This is a genomic window from Microcystis sp. M079S1, assembly GCF_020246425.1.
In the GTDB taxonomy this organism is placed as follows: domain Bacteria; phylum Cyanobacteriota; class Cyanobacteriia; order Cyanobacteriales; family Microcystaceae; genus Microcystis; species Microcystis aeruginosa.
On sequence record NZ_JADBSZ010000206.1, the window covers coordinates 1 to 18,273 of the forward strand.

Here is an 18,273-nt window from a genome sequence, read left to right on the forward strand (position 1 = left end):
AATTTCGTCATCGCCTTTTTTAATCGCCGGGGGTGCATCGGGATAGAAAATCGTGATCTGCTTGGCCCGGGGATCGACGATCCAGACGCGACTGACTCCCGCTTTTAGGTAGTCCACGGCTTTTTCGCTCAGGCTGCTGAAAGATTGTTCCGGAGAGATAATTTCGATGACTAATTCCGGGGGAACGGGACAAGCTTCATCGGTGAGGGGAATATCTCCTAACCTTTCGGGGGAAATGTAGAGAAGATCGGGAACGGGACACCAATCTCGATCGTTTTTGCTGAGAATGATCGCCCATTCGATTCCCACTTCTCCCCGTCCTTGATTCCAGCGATCGAGTACGAGAAATAAAGCACCAGTTAAACGAGAATGAAAGAATTTCGGTGACATTTTTGGGATCGCTTCTCCATCGACTAATTCATAGGTAATATCACCATCGGGATCGGTTAGGGAGAGAAATTCCGGTAAAGTGAGGGGTTTAGGAGAGATAAGAGTCATGGTCAATTTTCAACCGAAGTGATAGGACAATCGAGCGGGAATTTTCAGATCGGGACGATCGCTTATTTGGTAATATTCTCCGCGCATTCGTACATTACGGATTAAACTAACGGGAGGCATATTAATCACGTCGTAGCCAATCACCTGATGGGTAAACATAACATCGAGAGGATTTAAAGGATAGGGATAGATAAATAAATCCTCTTTTTGTTTTGATAGGGAAAGTTCTGTCAGTTTTACTTCCGCTTTACTCATCCATTTTCCCAAACGAATCCATTTAGGAAGTTGTAGGGGGTGATGGGAAATGATAAAACATTCAAAAACACTTTCGGGAGCGATTTCTTTTGCCCTGCCAAAACTGGGAATATTTTTCTGGGTTTTTTCCATCTCCACATGATAGTTATTATTGGCATATTTCCAAGTATTGAGAACCGCCGTATGAGCGATCGCCCGTGCGGGAGTGACATAAATTTTCTCTTCGTTAAGAGGATTTAAATGTTCTTGGTACTGGGGAATCTGTTCGGAACAGAAGTAACGATAACTATCGCTATTTACCAATCCCAAAGCATAACAGAGCGCGTAATTATGAATTACGGGTTCGCTTTCGTAGAGTCTGCCGATTTCACGGGTTGCGTAATAAAGACTATCGTGCAGTTCTAATTGACAGGAATAAATATGTACCATAACTCTTTAAAAATTGCGAGGATCTAGGGTGAGAAATTACTCACCCTACTGAAATTTACGGTTTTTGAGCGGCTGGTTTTTTCTCGGCGATATGTTTCTTAGCGTAGTCTTTCGCTTCTTTATCCGCTTGGTTTAAGATCGATAAAATTCCTGCTTCCGTACCCGTGAGAGTTTTCACCTCAGTTAATAAAGGTTGAAAATTTTCCCCGATAAAATCGGTATGAACGATAAATTCTTCCGCCATTAATGCTTGTATTGCTTCGGTGGCTTTTTCCATAACTAAATCCTCGTCTAAGGGATCGATCGAGTGTAATACTTCATCGGGAAGGCGATCATATATTGCCTGTGTCCAGCGCAAATTACTAACAATTTCCCCATCGGCAAAAATAACACCGATAAGCTCATTTCTTACCCGTCCCGTCCGGGTAGTTTGCGCGCCGTAGTGACGGGTACGCAGGATGTTATTAAAAACATAGAGAAAACTTGCTTCTGTCGGATCTTTTAGGGTGACAATACTAGGGAAAAACACCTGCGGACGAATGTGATCTTGTTGGTTAATTCGGCTAGTCACTTCTCCTACTTTTGTGTTATTTTCTCCCTTAGATGCCATAGTACCATTCTCGTAGGGAGCGTTTAAAGTAAAACTTTCATGGGATTCATCAAAGGGTGTGATCGAAAAAGCCGTATCTACTACTACTTTCGATTTTTCTGAACCCGAATCACCGATAGCAAAACCATAAATAATACAGTCGGGGTTATTCATGGCAAATTTTACATTATACTCACATTCTTCGGCGGTAATTAATTTGTAGTTTCTGAGTAATTCTCGACCGACTAAACGTTCTGGAGTTGACTGTTTCCGTTTAAACATCGATAAACGACTAATCGTTTTTTTGCTATCAATTCCCGCACGAACACGAGCTTTATTTAGCTCTCCATCTGTTTGAAATAAAGGATAAGATTCTGTGACTCGAATCGTCAAAAAGTGAACGTATTTTCCCATCGGTTTGTAGGGAATCTCGCTATGAAAGAATTTAGAATCGAGGGTTTTCAGTAAAGACATGGTAGGTACTCCTTGAATTAATTATTGTTTTCAGAATCTTCATCCACAGTTTGACCCTGGGCTTTTAACTCTTGATTTTCTCTGTCCTGTTCGAGACGGTAAAGAAATTCGCAGGTATCGCGAATAAGGTTTAATTGTCTGCCAGCTAGACGCGCTCGATCGCCCTTAAAAGAACCCTCGAACACATCGATCACAAAATAACGAGCAAAAGACAATATTTTCTGTCTTTCCTGTTCTCGATCGGATAAAATCCAGCGACCTTCTGCTGTAGAAGCATGAACCCGATTCATTAAGCTGGCCACTTCCGCCGCTACTACAGAAACTAGGGCTTCTCCCTGATATATTCCTCCTTTGAGAATCGTATCGGCGGCCACATCGATCGGTTTTAAAACTGCGTTCGCTTTCGGGTTATATCGTTTATTAGCTCGATAGAATTGACGATACAATTCGGTTAACTTTTTCGGGTGATTTAACGGGGATTGCTCTTCCATATTAATTGTGAAATTAGAACGGTGAACTTCTGTAACGTAAGGATCGAAACAAGGATAAAAATCGTAGAGATACAGAGCGATTCGATTAGCGCTCGGTATATCGGCATCTTTGCCCCGTTTCCACTGTTTAAGGTAATGAAAAACATAGAGAGGACTGGTTTCTAAATTGATAGCGAGTTCCGTTAATTTTCCCCAATTGGGGTCATAACCCGTCTTACCCTGCTTCGAGTTCACGTCTAAATGAATAGAATAGGCTGCGGTTAGGGTATTTAAGGGGGCGGAATATTTTTTTCCGTCATTATCTTGCCATGGGTTCAAGACTCGATCGAGACGGAATCGATCGCATCGGGTTAAGGACCGGATCGCTTGGGGCGCACTGTCGAGAAATACCGTCTCTTCAAATTCCGCACCGTCGCGATAGGGAGGAATAGGAGACTCAGAAACCACCGTTTTGACATCTAAAATCATCGGGAAAGCTAATCCTAACCATGCCGGCATAACCCAGGATTCCGTATCGGTGGGATCGCGGCCCGGAGGTAGGGCCATAAAATAAAAGGTTAGGGGTTTATCTTCGGGATAGGATAGTTTAAAAGTGCGGTCTTTTTTGCCATCTTCCTCCTCGTTAATTGTTTCCTTTTTCTGCCTTAATTTTTCATCGATCAGGAAACTATCAACACTCTGATAACGGGTTCGATCGAAGTTAGCGACTAGATCCTTATCGACAAAGTGCAACTTTATCGAGCTATCAAAACGAGTTTGAGCGATGTTAGCGTAGGCTTTTTGTAAAAAACTATTGGTTTCGGGAGTAAAATAATAGGTCGGGTAAAAGTACAGATAGCGATATTTGCCCTCCTCGAAACGTTTTCCTACCGCTTGGGTTTGATTCATAAGAATCTGACGCAACATCATTTCCGTTCCCGCGATACTGGAAATATTTCGTTTGGCGTTCGAGCCTGCCAGCATTTGTTTATTAGTATAGACTTGGGGAGTGAAAAGAACCGCCGATTCCATCTGTTCGCTGACACTATAGGGAGAATGGGAGATCGAACAGAGAAGTTGACGGCCGCGACCTTGTTTTTTAGCGGCGTTGTAGTGGTTTAATTCTTTCTGGAAGATTTCGATCGAGTGGGCCAATTCCCGACCGGGTAACTGCACCACTTGATTAACCCACTCTCGCAAATCCTCCCAACCATCGGGTAAGTTATATCCCGCAACTATGGCGGCGATTTTTGCGGCGAGAAAAGCGATTAAATCTTCTGCAACCGGTCTAATATCCTCGATTCCGGGATGCTGTTTCAGGTATTGCGCCGCTAGATAATACCATTCGTAGGGAACCCCTCCCGTATTGCCTTTCAGTTTGAGTTCTTTTAACGATTCATTAATACGCTTGATCGCTCGAATTTGTGGCAGATAATTTTCTAGATTCCAATAATGTGCGATCTCGCTAATTAAATCTAAATCCGGCGGTGCGGGTAAGTTTTTCTGCAATTTTCGCGCCTGTTCGATTTTTTCCAGGCGATCGCCCCAGATTTTCCGCGTCACCACGTCCCCGAATTCCGCTAGGCGATCGATGCGGATATCATCTTCACAATGAAAATCGTAATCCGTCGGTAAAACGCCCTGTTGTTGAAATTTAATCAGGTTTTCGCCGCGACTTCCGGCCACGGACGCTTTATTATCACCGAGGATGCGAAGGGTGGCGTTGAGGGCAGCGCGCATTAACCCAGGATCGTCGAAAAATTGGCTGTAGTAATCTGCGTATTTCATCCCCTTGCCATCTCGGCCGAATCCCGTTTGTTTACGCTGTAATTCGCCGCTACAGAGGGATTTAATCGTGTCCACCACTCGATTCGGTAAGGTTTCTAGGGACACTTCTGGCGCGTTTTTGGGGGCGATATAGACAACTCCCGTAGGCAAGTAAAGTAAAGGCTGATAGTCTAGTTCTTGATGTGCTTCCATCACCGCGTTATTAAGTACGTTCGTCAGTACCCCGCGGTTTTCGGCGATGCTGTGGTAAGTGAATTTTAGTTCCCCATCGCTGAGGCTGTATAAAAGGTCTTGTAACGAGGCTTTTTCCGCATCGTGGGGGTGTTTAATAATGGAAGCCAAGCGATCGGCTAGACAGGCAAGATCGGTTAAACTTTCGAGAGCGCTATTGTTTAAGCGAGTATTTAACCCATCTTCCGAGGTATTTCGATCGGTATCATTCCGACGCTGGGCATTTTTAGCGATATATATCAAATCATCAAGATATTCAGTCCATTTTTCTGGTTGATCGGAAAATAAAAAGCGATCTAATCCTAATTCGGGAACCAATACTTGAAAAATCTCTCGATGTTCCTCTCGTGATAGTTTGCGGATATCTCGATCGAAGTCCTCGTTAATCTCGATATATTTCGCCGGCATCCCGGGAAAAAGCGAGTAGCGGAATTTCTCGAAATCGTGGAGAATAAACCCAGCGATCGCCAACCTGCGCTCGCATTCCTTTACTACCCGTCGAACGGTAGTATTGAGTTTTTCTAGTCGTTTTTCGATGAGATTGGCGGGAAATAATCCATTAAGTAAATGAGTATTGAGAGATTGATCGCCCGCGTTATCCCGTCGAACTTTGCTTTTTCCCGCTAATTCCCGACGGCGATCGATTTCCTCGAAGAAATTTCCTCCTTTTGCCGTGACACCGATCGCTAATCGGAGTAAATTGGGTAATACCATTTCGGCAAAATCTGCCATAACTCGATCGTCGGGGTTTTCGGCTCGAATCGCCTCCCGTAGGAGTTTTAGGGTTAGCAGTTGGCGAACAGTTTCGACTCGGCGATCGCTTACCGATTCGCTAATTCCTAAATCTTCGCCAGAAAGAGATTCTAAATCAATATCCTCGAACTCAAAATCCAGATCTTTATCTTCAATTTTTGTAGTGTTATCGAATAGATTTAACTGTCCCGTTTCCTCTAATTTTTTTTGTTTTTTAGGCATCTTTCACCTCTAGAGAGTCTAAATAGTCGGTAATTTGTTTGAGATAAAGCGGAAATTGAGATAAAGCGATCGGAATCGCCTTAAAAACAAGTTCATTATCGATCGCCTCGTATTGATGCACTAAACGATTTCGCATTCCTGATGATTTCGCCCCCCGTAATCGATTAAGATATTTGATCATCAAACGAATTCTAACGGTGACTATCTCCCTTTCCATCGTTTAAACTCCCCATTGTTTGAGCCAAAGATCGATACTGTCTTTTTGAATCTTTCGGAATTTAGCGGTATCGGCGTACTCTTTCCAAGCGCGTACACGAAATTTTAAAAAGTCTCCCGTATTTTTTTCATAGATAAGTTTTCCATCTCGTGCGACTTGATACTTCATTAATGGAGAACAGCGATCGAGTTCAATTAGATCGATCAAATCACGGTTTATCTCAAACAATTCACTCAAGATAGAGAGAGAAGTTAAGTAATCATTACTGATTTCCTTAATATGTGTTTGTCTGTTTGTTTCATCGTGTGAAATTGCCAAATCCCAATCGCTATCAGGTCTATGCTCTCCGCGCGCTCTAGAACCGAAGAGAATTAATAGTTTTAAATTCGGTAGTTTTTCCACAGTCGTGGTTATTCTATTGACTGTATCGATAATTTTTAATTCTTTCGTATTTTTAACCATTTTCTGCCTCCAAGGAATCTAGATATTGAACGATCGAGCGTTGGTAGCGGGGATAATCTCGTAAAATATTAGCGATCGAGGAATGAACGATATCGGGATCAATTTTCTTGTATAGGTGTACGAGTAAGTTTCTTAATTTAATAGACTCGGCCAGTTGAACGGCTAGGTGTTCTTCTAAAATTCCCAGTTCTACGATTTGAAATAATGCGTCGCGAGCATTATTCGGAGACTCGATATCTAAACATTTTAAAATCTGGTAATTGATATCGATGCCAGTTTGAACGATAAGCTGAATTAACCTTTCTATGGCTAATTGACGTTCTCTTAATGTACGATAATCCTCTAAGGTGATCGAACCGTACTCGCTAAGTTCGGCGAGGTATTGATTCATGAGGTTTAATTCGTCTATCGCAATCAGAGGTTGAATAGCATTTACACTCCTTTTTCTCGTAGAGAAATCTCTAGATTATTCCGTAATTGACGGTATAACGCTTTCGATTCTTCAGGATTCATGAGAAATTTTTCTTTAAATCCCTCGAATAGTCCCGTTTCCCGTTCGTATAGAAGTTGACCATCCCGCGCGACATAATGAGCGAGGATCGGCGAACATTCTTTTAAATCAATCACATCAATTTTGTCTTCGGGAATCTCTAAAGCTTGTTCGAGTAGTGTATAAATTTTCAATAGACTCGAAATATCCTTTTGAGCGCTTCTTTCCTCGTATAAAACAGCGAAATCCCAATCGCTATCAGGTCTATGCTCTCCACGCGCTCTAGAACCGAAGAGAATTAACATTTGTAAATTCGGTAGCTGTTCGGCGAGCGGTGTGATTTTATCCGCTAGGTCAGTCATATCTTTTCTTACCTATGTTTATTGAGAAAAGAGAGGGAAGCGAGGTTTTCCGTAACTGCAATCACAGGAGTTCGGGGCAGGGGAACCTTGAAAAATATAATTCTTAAAGAAGGCAAGTTCGTTTGAACGAAGCTTGAAGCCGTGCTTGCCTTACGATAAGACGATTATTCAAGGTTCCCGTCAGTCGCTAAACCAGCCATAGATTTATCTTTGGGGGTTTGAGAGTACATACGCCTAAACTTAATGTCGCAAGCTACTTAGTGAGGATGCTTCCCTACTCTTGCAAGGAGCGGGTCGAGAGATTATCACGACTAGAGGGATAATCGCCTCGGTTATCGCGTCTGCTAGGCTGAGGTCAGCCTGTACTCGAATGTGTTGTGAGCTATCTTTCGGATCTCGATAGAATAACCTTTCCGGCGAGCCACGAAAACGGTATGCCCGAAACGAAAACTCACTTTAAACGCAAGTTCGTCCGCGGGGTGCCATCGACCGTCCGCGAGGACTGCCAGCAGTTTTTGAAGGTTAGTCGCGCGCTTCAACATGATCACCTCCTTTGTATCAGCGAATTCAACATCTTAAGTTTAGCGAGCGCGATAGCACAGCGATCAATTTTTTAGGAAATAAGTTGTAGACCTATTCAACGATCACTAAGCGTAGACTTATTCAACGGGAGACCGGTATCATAAGGATCGGGAATCACTGAAAAGCCGCTCTAGTTCTCCATCCCGAATCCCTATCAGGGATTGAAATGAATAAGTCTAAACTTACTGCCGTAAGCTTTTTCATTCAGAGCAAGCTTTAATCCCTATTAGGGATCGCCTAAAAACGTTGCCTTAAGCGATTTGTACTTGAAATATCGCTTTTAGGTCGAAGCTATTCTATATTCAAATCGCTCGCGAGCGATCTCTTGTTTTTCTATTGAATATCCCTTTCGGCGCATCTCGAAAATTGTCTGACCAAAGCGGGAGCCTACTTTAGAAGCTAGTTCATCCGCAGAGTGCCACTGACCGTCACTAAGAATAGCGAGCAGTTTTTGAAGTGTGCCTTCTTCTTGGTCGCGTAACTTCCACGTTTCTCGAACATATGATTGTAACTCTTGCAATCGTTCCGGGCTAAAATCCGAAACCCACTCCCCTCGCTCGTAAGATTCTAGTAGCTCTCGTTCCTCCGGATCGAGGTTACTGATATCGGTTCTCCGAGCGTGTAAGGTAGCTGGATCGAGTGAAGCATCAAAAGAGCTTGTATCGTTGGTTTTCATGTTGAATCACCTTTTTTAAGGTACTTTTTCGTAGCTTTTCGAGATGGAATGATCGTTTTTAGAAAAATTTCCGATTCGTTGACGACGTAAGGAACTTCGTAGGCATAATCATTCAGCTTGACAATGAGAATTCTTTGATTCGGGTAACGCGCTCGATTGGGATGAACTTTATCGTCCAATACCTCTCCTCGATAGATAGCTTCCTCTACCATCTCGAAAGATAGATACCGCTCTCGTTGTAACTGCTCGTTTTTTTCTTGATTCCATCTTACTCTTTTCATCCTTTGAAGCTAAAACACTCAATTGTTCCGTGTCAACAGATCCACACCTCACCCCCTTGACCTTTGAACCGATGAGCGAGAGTATCCAACAACAAAGCCGATTGACCGATCGCTATAGAATAGGGTGACAGGGGAAAATGAATACTACTCTCGTCACTAATCGGATAAATACCGAAGTGCATCGGTAATTGTAAGCGTTGGCGAACTGCGGCAACGGGATAGGCAAGAACGAAGCTAACCAGAGCCTGATCCCGTAACTCCCGACTAATTCGATCGAGCCAAGGATTATCCGGTTGCCAAACACCGATTCCCGTCAAAACCTGTACTTTCCACGCGGAGGCAATCTCGCCTAAATCGCCGTCGTAGGTAAAGCGCCAGTTTAACCGTTCCTCTCGATATCCCTTTAAATTCAGAAACGCGAGACAATAATCGAAACGTCTGCGCGCGATCGGTGTTTTCGTGGCCTCGATCTGGCGCTTAAACTCGCCTTTTCTCCACACCTCCACCTCTAGATTACCGAGAATACTGGGTAAATCGTAGGTTTTAAAGCGATCGCATTCCTCCAGTTCCGTCGAATCGTATAACCCGCATAGTAACGGACTCGACCCGCGAAAACTAGACGCATCCTCGAAAATCGGATTACCGCTTTTCCCCGATAACTCCTTCCATTCGTCGGCCCATCCTTTCACCCGACCGGCGACCCGTTTTAAACTGGTATCGAAAACCTCCTCGCATTCCTGTTGAAACTTCTGGCGACTTTCCCCGTATTGGGATTTGATCTTCGGACTCCCTAAATTCCACCAGAGTTGAAATGATTGTACCGCTCCCCAACGTTGGTAATAACCCTCGAAATTATTGATATGACGGTAGTTACTCTTGATGGCCTCCTGTAGCTGAATTCGGTCATACCGTTCCCCGACTTGTAACGGTGCGTCTTTCTTCTCGAATAACCGTTCTAGGAAAAATTTCGGAACCAGAGCGATCGCTGTGAAGTTAGCAAATTTTACCGCCGTTCCCTTTCGATCGTAGCCGCTGTGACGGCCTAAACGGCCGAAACGTTGAATAAAATTTCCCGCATCCGACGACTCGAAAATGAGAAAATTAATCTTGAAGTCCACCCCCACATCGATGGTACTCGTTCCGATCACCAGATCACGATTTAACGATGCCAACTTCTCCCGCGTTCCCGAAAGACCCGTATTTTCCCCCACTGTTAAACCGATAGTCGCCAATAATTCTCGGAAAATCGGCAGCAGACGTTTAACCGAAGCGATCGAATTGAGAATAATCGCGCCCTTGCTGCCGGGGTATCGCTTAAAATAGTCTAAAATTCGCTCTTTATTTTCTTTCAACCAATTTTCCGAAGTTTGAAAACTCGACGGTAAAGGAATAAAAGATAGCTCGATTTCCGAGGTTACTTGTCGCCATCCCTGTTGAGCGAGGGAATTGGCCTCTTCTGGGGTATCGGGAAACTGGTATTTTCCTTCTCTTACTGGGTCGATCGATCGATAGCGAAACCCCGCTTTATCCAATCGTTTTAGTAAACCCTCGTCGGGAGTTGCGGACAAAAACAGGTATCGTTTCCCACGATTGGCCCGTCGGATTAGAAGCATGGTATTGATAATACTGGCGACCTGTGGCGTGCCGAAAACGTGAAATTCATCGAATAGGAAGAGATCGAAATGTTTATCGATCCGGTTCCATAGCTGATCGGGGTTATCGTAGGGGGTTAAATAGGCCCCCCGATGCAGATAATGGAAAATATCGGGGTTAGTTAAGAGAATTTCCGACTGTTTCGATCGAGTCTCTAGAGCGATCGCTTTCGTTTTCCCATCCCGTTCGGCGTACAATTCCAACTCGGGCCCGGTTAAAAGATTGACCCGGGGTTGATCCGTTGGTTGAAATCGTTGAATATATGCCTCGATCTGACCCCGCTGATCCCGCGCTAGTTCGTTGGTTGGGTAGAGTCCCATAATCGGGAAATATCCTTGCAAAGTTCGCAGGTAGGCCGCTAGACTTTTCCCGTCCCCCGTCATGGCCGTATTGAAAATCACATCGACATCGGGATCGTTGAGTGCTTTCCACGTCTCCACCTGATGCCACGATAACCGCCATCCTTGCGGAACCTTGATCCCGTCTGGTATCTCGTCCGCGGGACAGGAATAGACCGGCTTGAGCGTTACTTGATAATTTACCATGAATTTCTGTCCGTAATTCCTTGCTATCTTCCATACTAACCACGATAATAGGGATGGACAAGTACCTTAACAGAAAAAGTGTCCGTATATTTATAAACTATGAGCCGGATAGGACAATCAATCACTTTATCGGTCAGTGAAAAAGAAAAACAGGCCCTAGAAATCCTTGCCAGTGAATTCGGGCTATTTTGGGGAGATAAACCGAATATATCGAAGTTAATCAAAGAAATTGCCCGTAATAAGCTTAAAATCGCTCCTAATCACGACTGGAAGCCCGATCGCTTGCAGATGCTCCAACAGGCGATCGATTTTCTCATCGATGCCGGACAAATCCCCATCGCCCTAGAACTAACTAAACTACTATTAGAGCGGAGCGAACTGTCGGGACCCTTACGGAAAGAGCTAGAACGCCGCCTCGATAATCCTCCCCCACCATGGCGACTGGAACTCGATCGCTGCATTCTCCGACAACAACCGTTTCAGTTATCCTATCAGGATGCCGGCGATCGAATCTGGCAATTCCATCTTTACCATGCCGCTATCAATCGTCACGAGGATCGCTTATATCTCGATTGTTGGTGCGAGGAAACCGAGGGAAATCAAGATATTTCCGAACTACACCATAATTGGAGTTTACGGCTCGATCGAATCCCCAACGATTCCTTAATTACCCCAATCCCTAGGGGCAAATGGCGCAATCAGCTTGATAGTGTGTCAGCCGAGTTTCAGCTATTCGATGGATTAGCTCGATCGTACCGGACTAAAACCGCTATCGATATCGCCAACGAATTGATCTCGAACGATCCCCTCGTCCGGCAGATTACCCGACAGGTAACGAGTAGCTTCTGGTTTTTCCGCGAGATTCTTCCCTACGGAGAAGATTGCTTGCTGATCTCCCCGGAAAAAGTCCGCAAGCGTTTCTATGACAAGTTGCAGCGGCTTTATCGGCGCTACGAGTCCTGAAAAGATTTTCGTCGCTGCTCAATCAAGGCATGAAAACTCACATCTGATAACTGATCACTGACTGCCGATTACTGATTTGACATTTGGGCGGTGATTACGGTGAGATCGATCGCCCTTTCCCCCCTTCTGATTCTTAGGGGTAAAGATTGACCGATCCCGGTTTTTTCCACCATTTCCTGTAACTCAGCGCCATCGCTAACCGGTTGATTATTAGCTTTAACAATCACATCCCCGCGACGGATCCCGGCTTTTTCGGCGGGGGTATTGGGTAGGACTTTCACCACCAAAATTCCCGACACTTCCGGGACGATCATGGGAGAATTGGGGTTTTGATTATTAGCCCGGGCTAAATCGGGAGTTAGATTAACCATCTGCACACCGATATAGGGATGGGCCACCTTTTGACCTGCTTCTAGGGTTGCTTGTAACTGCTTGGCCCGGTCGATGGGAATGGCAAAACCGATGCCCATGGCATCGGCACGAATCGCCGTATTGATGCCGATGACTTCCCCTTGGGCGTTGAGTAAAGGACCGCCGGAATTACCCGGGTTAATAGCGGCATCGGTTTGGATAAAATCAATGCGTTTATCGGGAACACCCGCCTTAGCCGCCGAGCGCCCGATCGTGCTAATAATTCCTAAAGTTACCGTATTATCTAGACCGACGGGATTGCCTACTGCGATCGCCCAGTCCCCCACTTGTATGGATGAGGAATTGCCGAGGACGGCTACAGGTAAATTTTCCCCTTGGGGATTAATTTTCACCACGGCTAAATCAGTGATCTCATCAGTACCGCGCACTTCTCCTTTGAAGCTACGACCATCTTTTAAAGTTACCGTTACCTTATCGGCATTATCGACCACATGGGCATTAGTTAAGATTAAACCACTGCCATCGATAATAAAACCCGATCCCTGGCCAGCAACTCGCTGCTGGGTGGGAAGACGAAACTGTTCCCCAAAAAACTCCTGAAAAAAAGGATCATCAAAAAAGGGGCTATTGGGACGAGTAATGATCGCTTCGGTGTCAATTCGCACCACTGCCGCACCCGTGCGCGCCACTGCCTTAGCGACAAAACTTTCCGCGGTCATCTCCGGGGGAATTCTGGCCAGATCTGCGGCAGCAGTGGGCAGATTTTGAGCATTTACCGCCGCTAAACTGCTAAAACCGAGCATAACTCCCAGAAAAGTTGCCAAAGCGTGGGTAATAGTTCGCCGTAACCCTGTAGGAAGTTTCATAGTTTGATCTCTGAATTCTGATGTTTTAACTGTTTTTGTCGATCGGTTGACAGACCGACTATTAAAAATCTAACAAATCGACCATTCCAATTAAACTAAGACGCATCTTAACCGCCTATCCTTAGATTAGCTGCCCCCCCCTTGCCGCCCCTTGCCCCCCGACCCCCCCGATGTCGGGGGGGCAGGGGGGGTGGGGGTTGGGGGGGTAGGGTTGATTCATGAATCAACCCTACCCAACCCTAGGGTTGGGGGGTCTTGTCTCTTATCTCTTGTCTCGTCTCAACAAGCAATTTAAAGGCGCGGGCAGCTTAAACCAATGAGTTGACACCAAGTCCGCCAGCAGACCCTAACTAATCTCTGATCACTAGGGGCGATTGCAGGGTAATATTTAAATCTCGATCGGGGTTAACAGAGTATAACTGTGCGGAACTACCACCGACAATTCCCGCCGTCGGTAAACCCCATCCCGCAAGGGTTCCCACGGCTGCCCCCGCTAAGACATCGAGAACTTCGATCTTGCGATCGCCCGTGAGAGCAGCGATCGCTGTGGCTGCTCCCGCACCGGCGAGGGTTCCCCCTAAGATATCTTGAGTTTTTGCCCCTTTACGCAGGGTTTCAGTGGTAGTAATTAATCGCGAAGTGGCATTGAGGGGAATAGTGCGATTGCCCCCATCGAGGCGAATTTCATCGGCAATAAAGCGCACACCTCGGCCCGCCGCTTCTAAAGTACCCTTAACTTCACTTCCCGCTGCAATCACCACAATCCCATTCCGGTTACGAATATCTCTGGCTACGGTTAAAGTCAGAGGAATAACATCACTTTTAGAAACTAAAATTTTATCGGCTTTCTCGTAATTCAAAGGGATAACTGTTCCCGCCGGAATCGAGATTTGTTGAGCGATGAGACGTGGCCGATTAATATTACTTTGAGCGAGGACGGGAAAAGTACCGGACATCGACCCCATGAGCAGGGTAATCAGTAAAGCTGTGCTGGCTCTAGTAACAGGATTGATAGACATAGCGGTTATCCTCTCAAAAAACAACGGTGAACTTTCTCTGTTTCTAGATTATTTTTTTCTGTCTGTCATGTCAGTCCCCTCAACAGGGAATTTTTTCTCTCTCTATAGGGAAAAAAGTAGAATGGGAAAGTTTCCGCATTTTGTCCAGCGACCGCAAAAGAGAGCCGAAAAGCCTAGAATAGTAAAAAACCTCGGATTGCCATCGTCTATGGAACTCGCTGCCGGAAAAATCCTTAGTCATCGCTACCAAATTATCCGTCAATTGGGAAAAGGGGGATTCGGACAAACTTTCTTGGCCTGCGATCGCCAGTTACCCAATCAAAATCGCTGTGTGATCAAACAATTTAAACCCCAGTGCCAGGATGCCGAAACTGTAGCCATCGCTAGACGACTCTTTGAAACCGAGGCGAAAATCCTGCAAGAATTGGGCATTCATCGCCATATTCCCCGTTTATTTGCTTATTTTGAGGAAAATGGGCAATTTTTCCTCGTGCAAGAATACATTGAAGGGGAAGATTTAGCCAGAGAAATTATTGCCGGTGTCTATAGGCAAGATGAAGGGAAAGTGGTGGCTTTATTAACAGAAATTCTCTCAATTCTCGAATTTGTCCATCACAAACAGGTGATCCATCGCGATGTTAATCCCTTTAATCTTATTCGTCGCAGCCAAGATCATCAATTGGTTTTAATTGATTTTGGTGCTGTCAAACAAATTAGCACTCAAGTGGTTAAAGAAGGTAAAACCGTTTCTACCATCGCTATTGGTACCCCTGGTTATTTCCCCAGTGAACAGGCCCAAGGTTATCCGCGTTTTAGTAGCGATATCTATGCCACTGGTATTATTGGATTACAAGCTTTAACCGGTAAAGAGCCCGAAGATATTCCACTGGATGCTCGCACGGGGGAAATTCTCTGGCAACATTTGGCCATGACTAGCGCCGAGTTTAGTTATGTTATCGAGCGCATGATCCGCTATGATTTTCGTCAGCGTTATACCAGTGTCAGTGAAGCATTAATCGATCTGAGAAAATTAGGGAAAATTCATCATCTCGATCCGAAAACTACCCAGTCGGTGAAACCTCAAAGTCCGATTGCTCGTCCAGGGAAATCTTGGCTAACAAAAATCCTGGTTGTCTCTGGGACAATTGGCTTAATAGCAGGTGCTTATCTGGGTTTTAACTATTGGCAAAATTCTCGTAATTCTCTTGATTACTATCAACAAGGTCAGACTTTTTATCAACTCAAACGCTATACTGATGCCCTTAATTCCTATGGTCAAGCCTTAAAAATTAATCCCGATTATCTTGAGGCATTGCAAGGAAAAGCTGATGCTTTATTAGCTTTAAAAAGATACTCGGAAGCTTTAAATACCTACGAAAAAGCTATTCAAATTAACCCAGATTCCGCTTGGCAAGCTTGGCTCGGTCGCGGGCAAGCTTTAGATAAATTAGGCAAAAATCAGGAGGCTTTGGAAAGTTTTGATCGGGTCTTATCTTTTAATCCTGCCGCTAGTCAAGCTTGGCAAGGTAAAGCCGATATCTATCTAGAACTGCAACAATATTCCGCCGCCCAAAAAGCTCTTGACAAATTGTTAACTTTTCAGCAAAATGATGCCAAAACATGGTATAAAAAAGGCTGGTCATTACAAAATATTGAGGATTATGAAGGGGCAGTTAAAGCCTATGATCAGGCTCTAGCGCTCGAATCGGATAATGCCTTAATTTGGTATCAAAAAGGTAATAGTTTGTATCAATTAAATAAAATTAATGATGCTTTAGAAAGTTATAGCAAAGCCGGACAATTTAATCCCCAATTTTCCCAAGCTCACTATAGTCAAGGGATTATTCTGCAAAAATTAGGCCGCAAGTCAGAAGCTTTGGAGGCATTTACTCAAGCAACTAAAGCCAATTCTAATTATTATCAAGCTTGGTTAAATCAAGGGGCATTACTTCATCAAATGGAAAGATTTCAAGAAGCGATCGCATCCTACGAAAAAGCTCGCCGCATTTCTTCCCAAAAAGCCGAAGTTTTTATCGGTATCGGTAACGCTTGGTATCGTTTAGGCGACTATTCCCAAGCCATAAACGCCTATCAACAGGCGATTCAAAGACAAAAAGATAACCCCGAAACCTGGAAAAGTTTAGGCAATAGTTGCTTTAAACTCGGTCAATACGAGCGAGCGATTCAAGCTTATCAAGAATCACTTCGTTATCGTTCCAATGACCGAGAAGTGCAAACACAAAAACAACTGGCAGAAACTCGCTGGCAAGAACTTCAGCAATCTTCCCAAAACCAAACCCCCAAAGTGGATAGCGAGGAACAGGTTCCCTAACTTCTGCTCTTTTTCGGCAGCTTTATCGCTTTTTACCAGTATTTCTCGGCAATAGTTCCCGTCCTTGATAAAACTGTTTTATCAGTTCCCCCAAGCGCCAATAAGCTGCCACCATAATTACAGTTAATGCTGTCAGCACTGTCACGGGAAGGAGGGCCGATTGACCGAAAATTAGGGCTAAAAGTGGTAAAGATAGACCAAGAACAATAGCGATCGCTAATGTTAACCCCCGCAGACGATTAATATTTTTTAAAGCCCCTTGACAAACAGCACAATTTTTGGTATGGGAGTGATAGCGTTCCAGGAGAATCTCTTTTGATTGTAGGGGGGGGAAAGGTTGACCAGCAAAAGGATCAGCTTGGTATTGATTAACCCAATTGCGATACTCAAACACTAATAAATCCGCTTTGGTAGGGAGATAACAAGCTTGACTAAAATTCCGACTATCCCCCTGAGCTTGCAGATAACGCTCTTGATAGTAGAGAAAAATCTGATCATCTTCAAGAATAGCGTTTTGATTGATGTGGGAATACCAAGTGGGGGTAAGCTTAATGAAGAATTTCGGCAGTTTAGAGTTAAATTTAAAGGGAAAACGAGCAAAGAGACGACATTCTCCCTGACGGATGGGAGTTGCATAGACTACGGTTAAAGTCCGTCCGAACTTTTCCGAGGTGAGATCGTGGTAAATTAATCCGGGGGCGATAAAATTGCTGTATTGCTGACCTAATTTACCTTTACGCGGTCCTTCGGGCCAAATACCCTTAAATCCCTGACGATTGGACTCGATAATTTCTAATTCCATAGGAGCGGCATTGGCCCGATTACCGATGGTGAGATGATGGGTATAGGGAACATGACTAGAATCGATAATATTTTCGATTAAAGTGACGGCCGAGTAGGGTAGATCTCGAAAGGTATCCAAACAAATCCAAGCATCAGCATCCTCCTCCATGGGTTCAATAATTGGAATCGCAGTCAGGGGAGCATTTTCGGGATTACCCGCATAAACGAATAATAATCCCTGACGGATAGCCGTGGGAAAAGACCGCACACAAGCGCGTCGAGAGGTGTTAGCTTGACTGTTTTCCGGTTGTTGGGGAATAAATTCACAGTTTCCTCCTCCGGAAAAAGACCAACCGTGATAGGGACATTCTAGATGTCCGCTTTCGTTAAGACGACCTTCTGAGAGAGGAGCGAGACGATGGGGACATTTATCCTCGAAAACTCGCCATTCTTGCTGATTTTTGTCCCACCAAATCACTAAATCCTCTTCTAGTAGGGTAAAGCGTTGGGGCTGCTTTTTGTCTAAATCTTTGACGTAGTAGATAGGATACCAAACTTGACGACAATCAAAGCGATCGATATCTGTTCCCCCGATGGGATAGGTAGCAGTGCTGCTCAACATAAATTTTAAAATAAGTTAACATTTCTCCTCCAAAATCTAACAAATTTAATCGACAAAAGGGGACAGATGCCGGTATCTGCTGGGGAAACAAACACTGGCACTATATTTTGGGGTGATAATTAAAGGGTAGTCTCCCATGGATAAAGCGAGAATGGGAGAAGGATCAAGTTGACATCCTCGCCGCCGTAAAACGGACGGCGATTCCCAAACCTCACGATTTAGGTTTCTGCTTCTTTCCCGAAGGATTTTTCGCACCTGCCTTAACAGATTTACTCTGTTCTGGTCTTATGGTCGCTCTACAGACTGACACCGCAAGCCCTGCGGCCAAAATATTTTTAC

General features: G+C 44.6%; 16 protein-coding genes and 1 pseudogene. 2 read left to right on the forward strand and 15 right to left on the reverse strand.

The window, feature by feature from the left end; all coding sequences use genetic code 11:
* The 11 genes from IM456_RS13545 to cas3 form a co-directional block, all read right to left on the reverse strand.
* Positions 1-498 (reverse strand): Uma2 family endonuclease (locus IM456_RS13545; RefSeq protein WP_287693751.1); only part of this gene is annotated, 498 nt, incomplete at its 3' end.
* A 9-nt stretch (positions 499-507) separates the two neighbouring features.
* Positions 508-1,182 carry a type I-D CRISPR-associated protein Cas5/Csc1 gene (gene cas5d / locus IM456_RS13550; RefSeq protein WP_002755922.1) on the reverse strand — a complete coding sequence of 225 codons (675 nt, stop codon included), beginning with the start codon at positions 1,180-1,182 and terminating at the stop codon, positions 508-510.
* Positions 1,183-1,237: 55 nt separating this feature from the next.
* Positions 1,238-2,245: a type I-D CRISPR-associated protein Cas7/Csc2 gene (gene cas7d, locus IM456_RS13555; RefSeq protein ID WP_287693755.1), complete on the reverse strand. Its 1,008-nt coding sequence runs from the start codon at positions 2,243-2,245 to the stop codon at positions 1,238-1,240.
* A 17-nt stretch (positions 2,246-2,262) separates the two neighbouring features.
* Positions 2,263-5,709, reverse strand: coding sequence for a type I-D CRISPR-associated protein Cas10d/Csc3 (gene cas10d / locus IM456_RS13560; protein ID WP_287693757.1), 3,447 nt, complete (start codon positions 5,707-5,709; stop codon positions 2,263-2,265).
* Entirely contained in the window at positions 5,702-5,926 is a 225-nt protein-coding gene (locus tag IM456_RS13565) for a HepT-like ribonuclease domain-containing protein (protein ID WP_103112786.1), read from the reverse strand. Before IM456_RS13565 ends, cas10d begins: the two co-directional genes overlap by 8 nt.
* A gap of 3 nt (positions 5,927-5,929) precedes the next feature.
* A complete protein-coding gene (gene mntA, locus IM456_RS13570; RefSeq protein ID WP_287693761.1) occupies positions 5,930-6,388 on the reverse strand; it encodes a type VII toxin-antitoxin system MntA family adenylyltransferase antitoxin in 459 nt (152 codons plus the stop codon).
* Complete coding sequence (hepT, locus tag IM456_RS13575; protein ID WP_002791882.1) at positions 6,381-6,779, reverse strand: type VII toxin-antitoxin system HepT family RNase toxin; 399 nt, start codon at positions 6,777-6,779, stop codon at positions 6,381-6,383. Before hepT ends, mntA (IM456_RS13570) begins: the two co-directional genes overlap by 8 nt.
* Before the next feature lie 41 nt (positions 6,780-6,820).
* Positions 6,821-7,240, reverse strand: coding sequence for a type VII toxin-antitoxin system MntA family adenylyltransferase antitoxin (gene mntA / locus IM456_RS13580; protein WP_287693762.1), 420 nt, complete (start codon positions 7,238-7,240; stop codon positions 6,821-6,823).
* An 862-nt stretch (positions 7,241-8,102) separates the two neighbouring features.
* The gene (locus tag IM456_RS13585; RefSeq protein WP_272081674.1) at positions 8,103-8,498 is read right to left on the reverse strand and encodes a hypothetical protein; all 396 of its coding nucleotides are present in this window, start codon (positions 8,496-8,498) and stop codon (positions 8,103-8,105) included.
* Entirely contained in the window at positions 8,495-8,779 is a 285-nt protein-coding gene (locus tag IM456_RS13590; protein WP_272081673.1) for a BrnT family toxin, read from the reverse strand. The genes IM456_RS13585 and IM456_RS13590 overlap by 4 nt, the downstream gene beginning before the upstream one ends.
* A 32-nt stretch (positions 8,780-8,811) precedes the next feature.
* Positions 8,812-10,977 carry a type I-D CRISPR-associated helicase Cas3' gene (gene cas3 / locus IM456_RS13595; protein WP_287693765.1) on the reverse strand — a complete coding sequence of 722 codons (2,166 nt, stop codon included), beginning with the start codon at positions 10,975-10,977 and terminating at the stop codon, positions 8,812-8,814.
* A gap of 99 nt (positions 10,978-11,076) precedes the next feature.
* Here cas3 and IM456_RS13600 point away from each other — a divergent pair, with 99 nt between their 5' ends.
* Positions 11,077-11,940, forward strand: coding sequence for a WYL domain-containing protein (locus tag IM456_RS13600; RefSeq protein WP_287693767.1), 864 nt, complete (start codon positions 11,077-11,079; stop codon positions 11,938-11,940).
* 68 nt (positions 11,941-12,008) lie between these two features.
* On the opposite strand, the gene IM456_RS13605 is transcribed toward IM456_RS13600, so the two are convergent.
* Together IM456_RS13605 and IM456_RS13610 are read right to left on the reverse strand one after the other, a co-directional pair.
* Complete coding sequence (locus IM456_RS13605) at positions 12,009-13,178, reverse strand: HhoA/HhoB/HtrA family serine endopeptidase (protein ID WP_287693769.1); 1,170 nt, start codon at positions 13,176-13,178, stop codon at positions 12,009-12,011.
* Positions 13,179-13,528: 350 nt separating this feature from the next.
* Positions 13,529-14,197 (reverse strand): hypothetical protein, encoded by a 669-nt coding sequence (locus IM456_RS13610; RefSeq protein ID WP_287693771.1) that lies wholly within the window; start codon positions 14,195-14,197, stop codon positions 13,529-13,531.
* Positions 14,198-14,405: 208 nt separating this feature from the next.
* Here IM456_RS13610 and IM456_RS13615 point away from each other — a divergent pair, with 208 nt between their 5' ends.
* Positions 14,406-16,529, forward strand: a complete 2,124-nt coding sequence (locus IM456_RS13615; protein ID WP_287693773.1) for a serine/threonine-protein kinase — start codon at positions 14,406-14,408, stop codon at positions 16,527-16,529.
* Positions 16,530-16,551: 22 nt separating this feature from the next.
* Here IM456_RS13615 and IM456_RS13620 read toward each other — a convergent pair whose 3' ends face one another.
* A complete protein-coding gene (locus IM456_RS13620) occupies positions 16,552-17,934 on the reverse strand; it encodes an aromatic ring-hydroxylating dioxygenase subunit alpha (RefSeq protein ID WP_287693776.1) in 1,383 nt (460 codons plus the stop codon).
* A gap of 211 nt (positions 17,935-18,145) precedes the next feature.
* Positions 18,146-18,273: pseudogene (locus tag IM456_RS13625) on the reverse strand (RNA-guided endonuclease TnpB family protein); the annotation flags it as partial.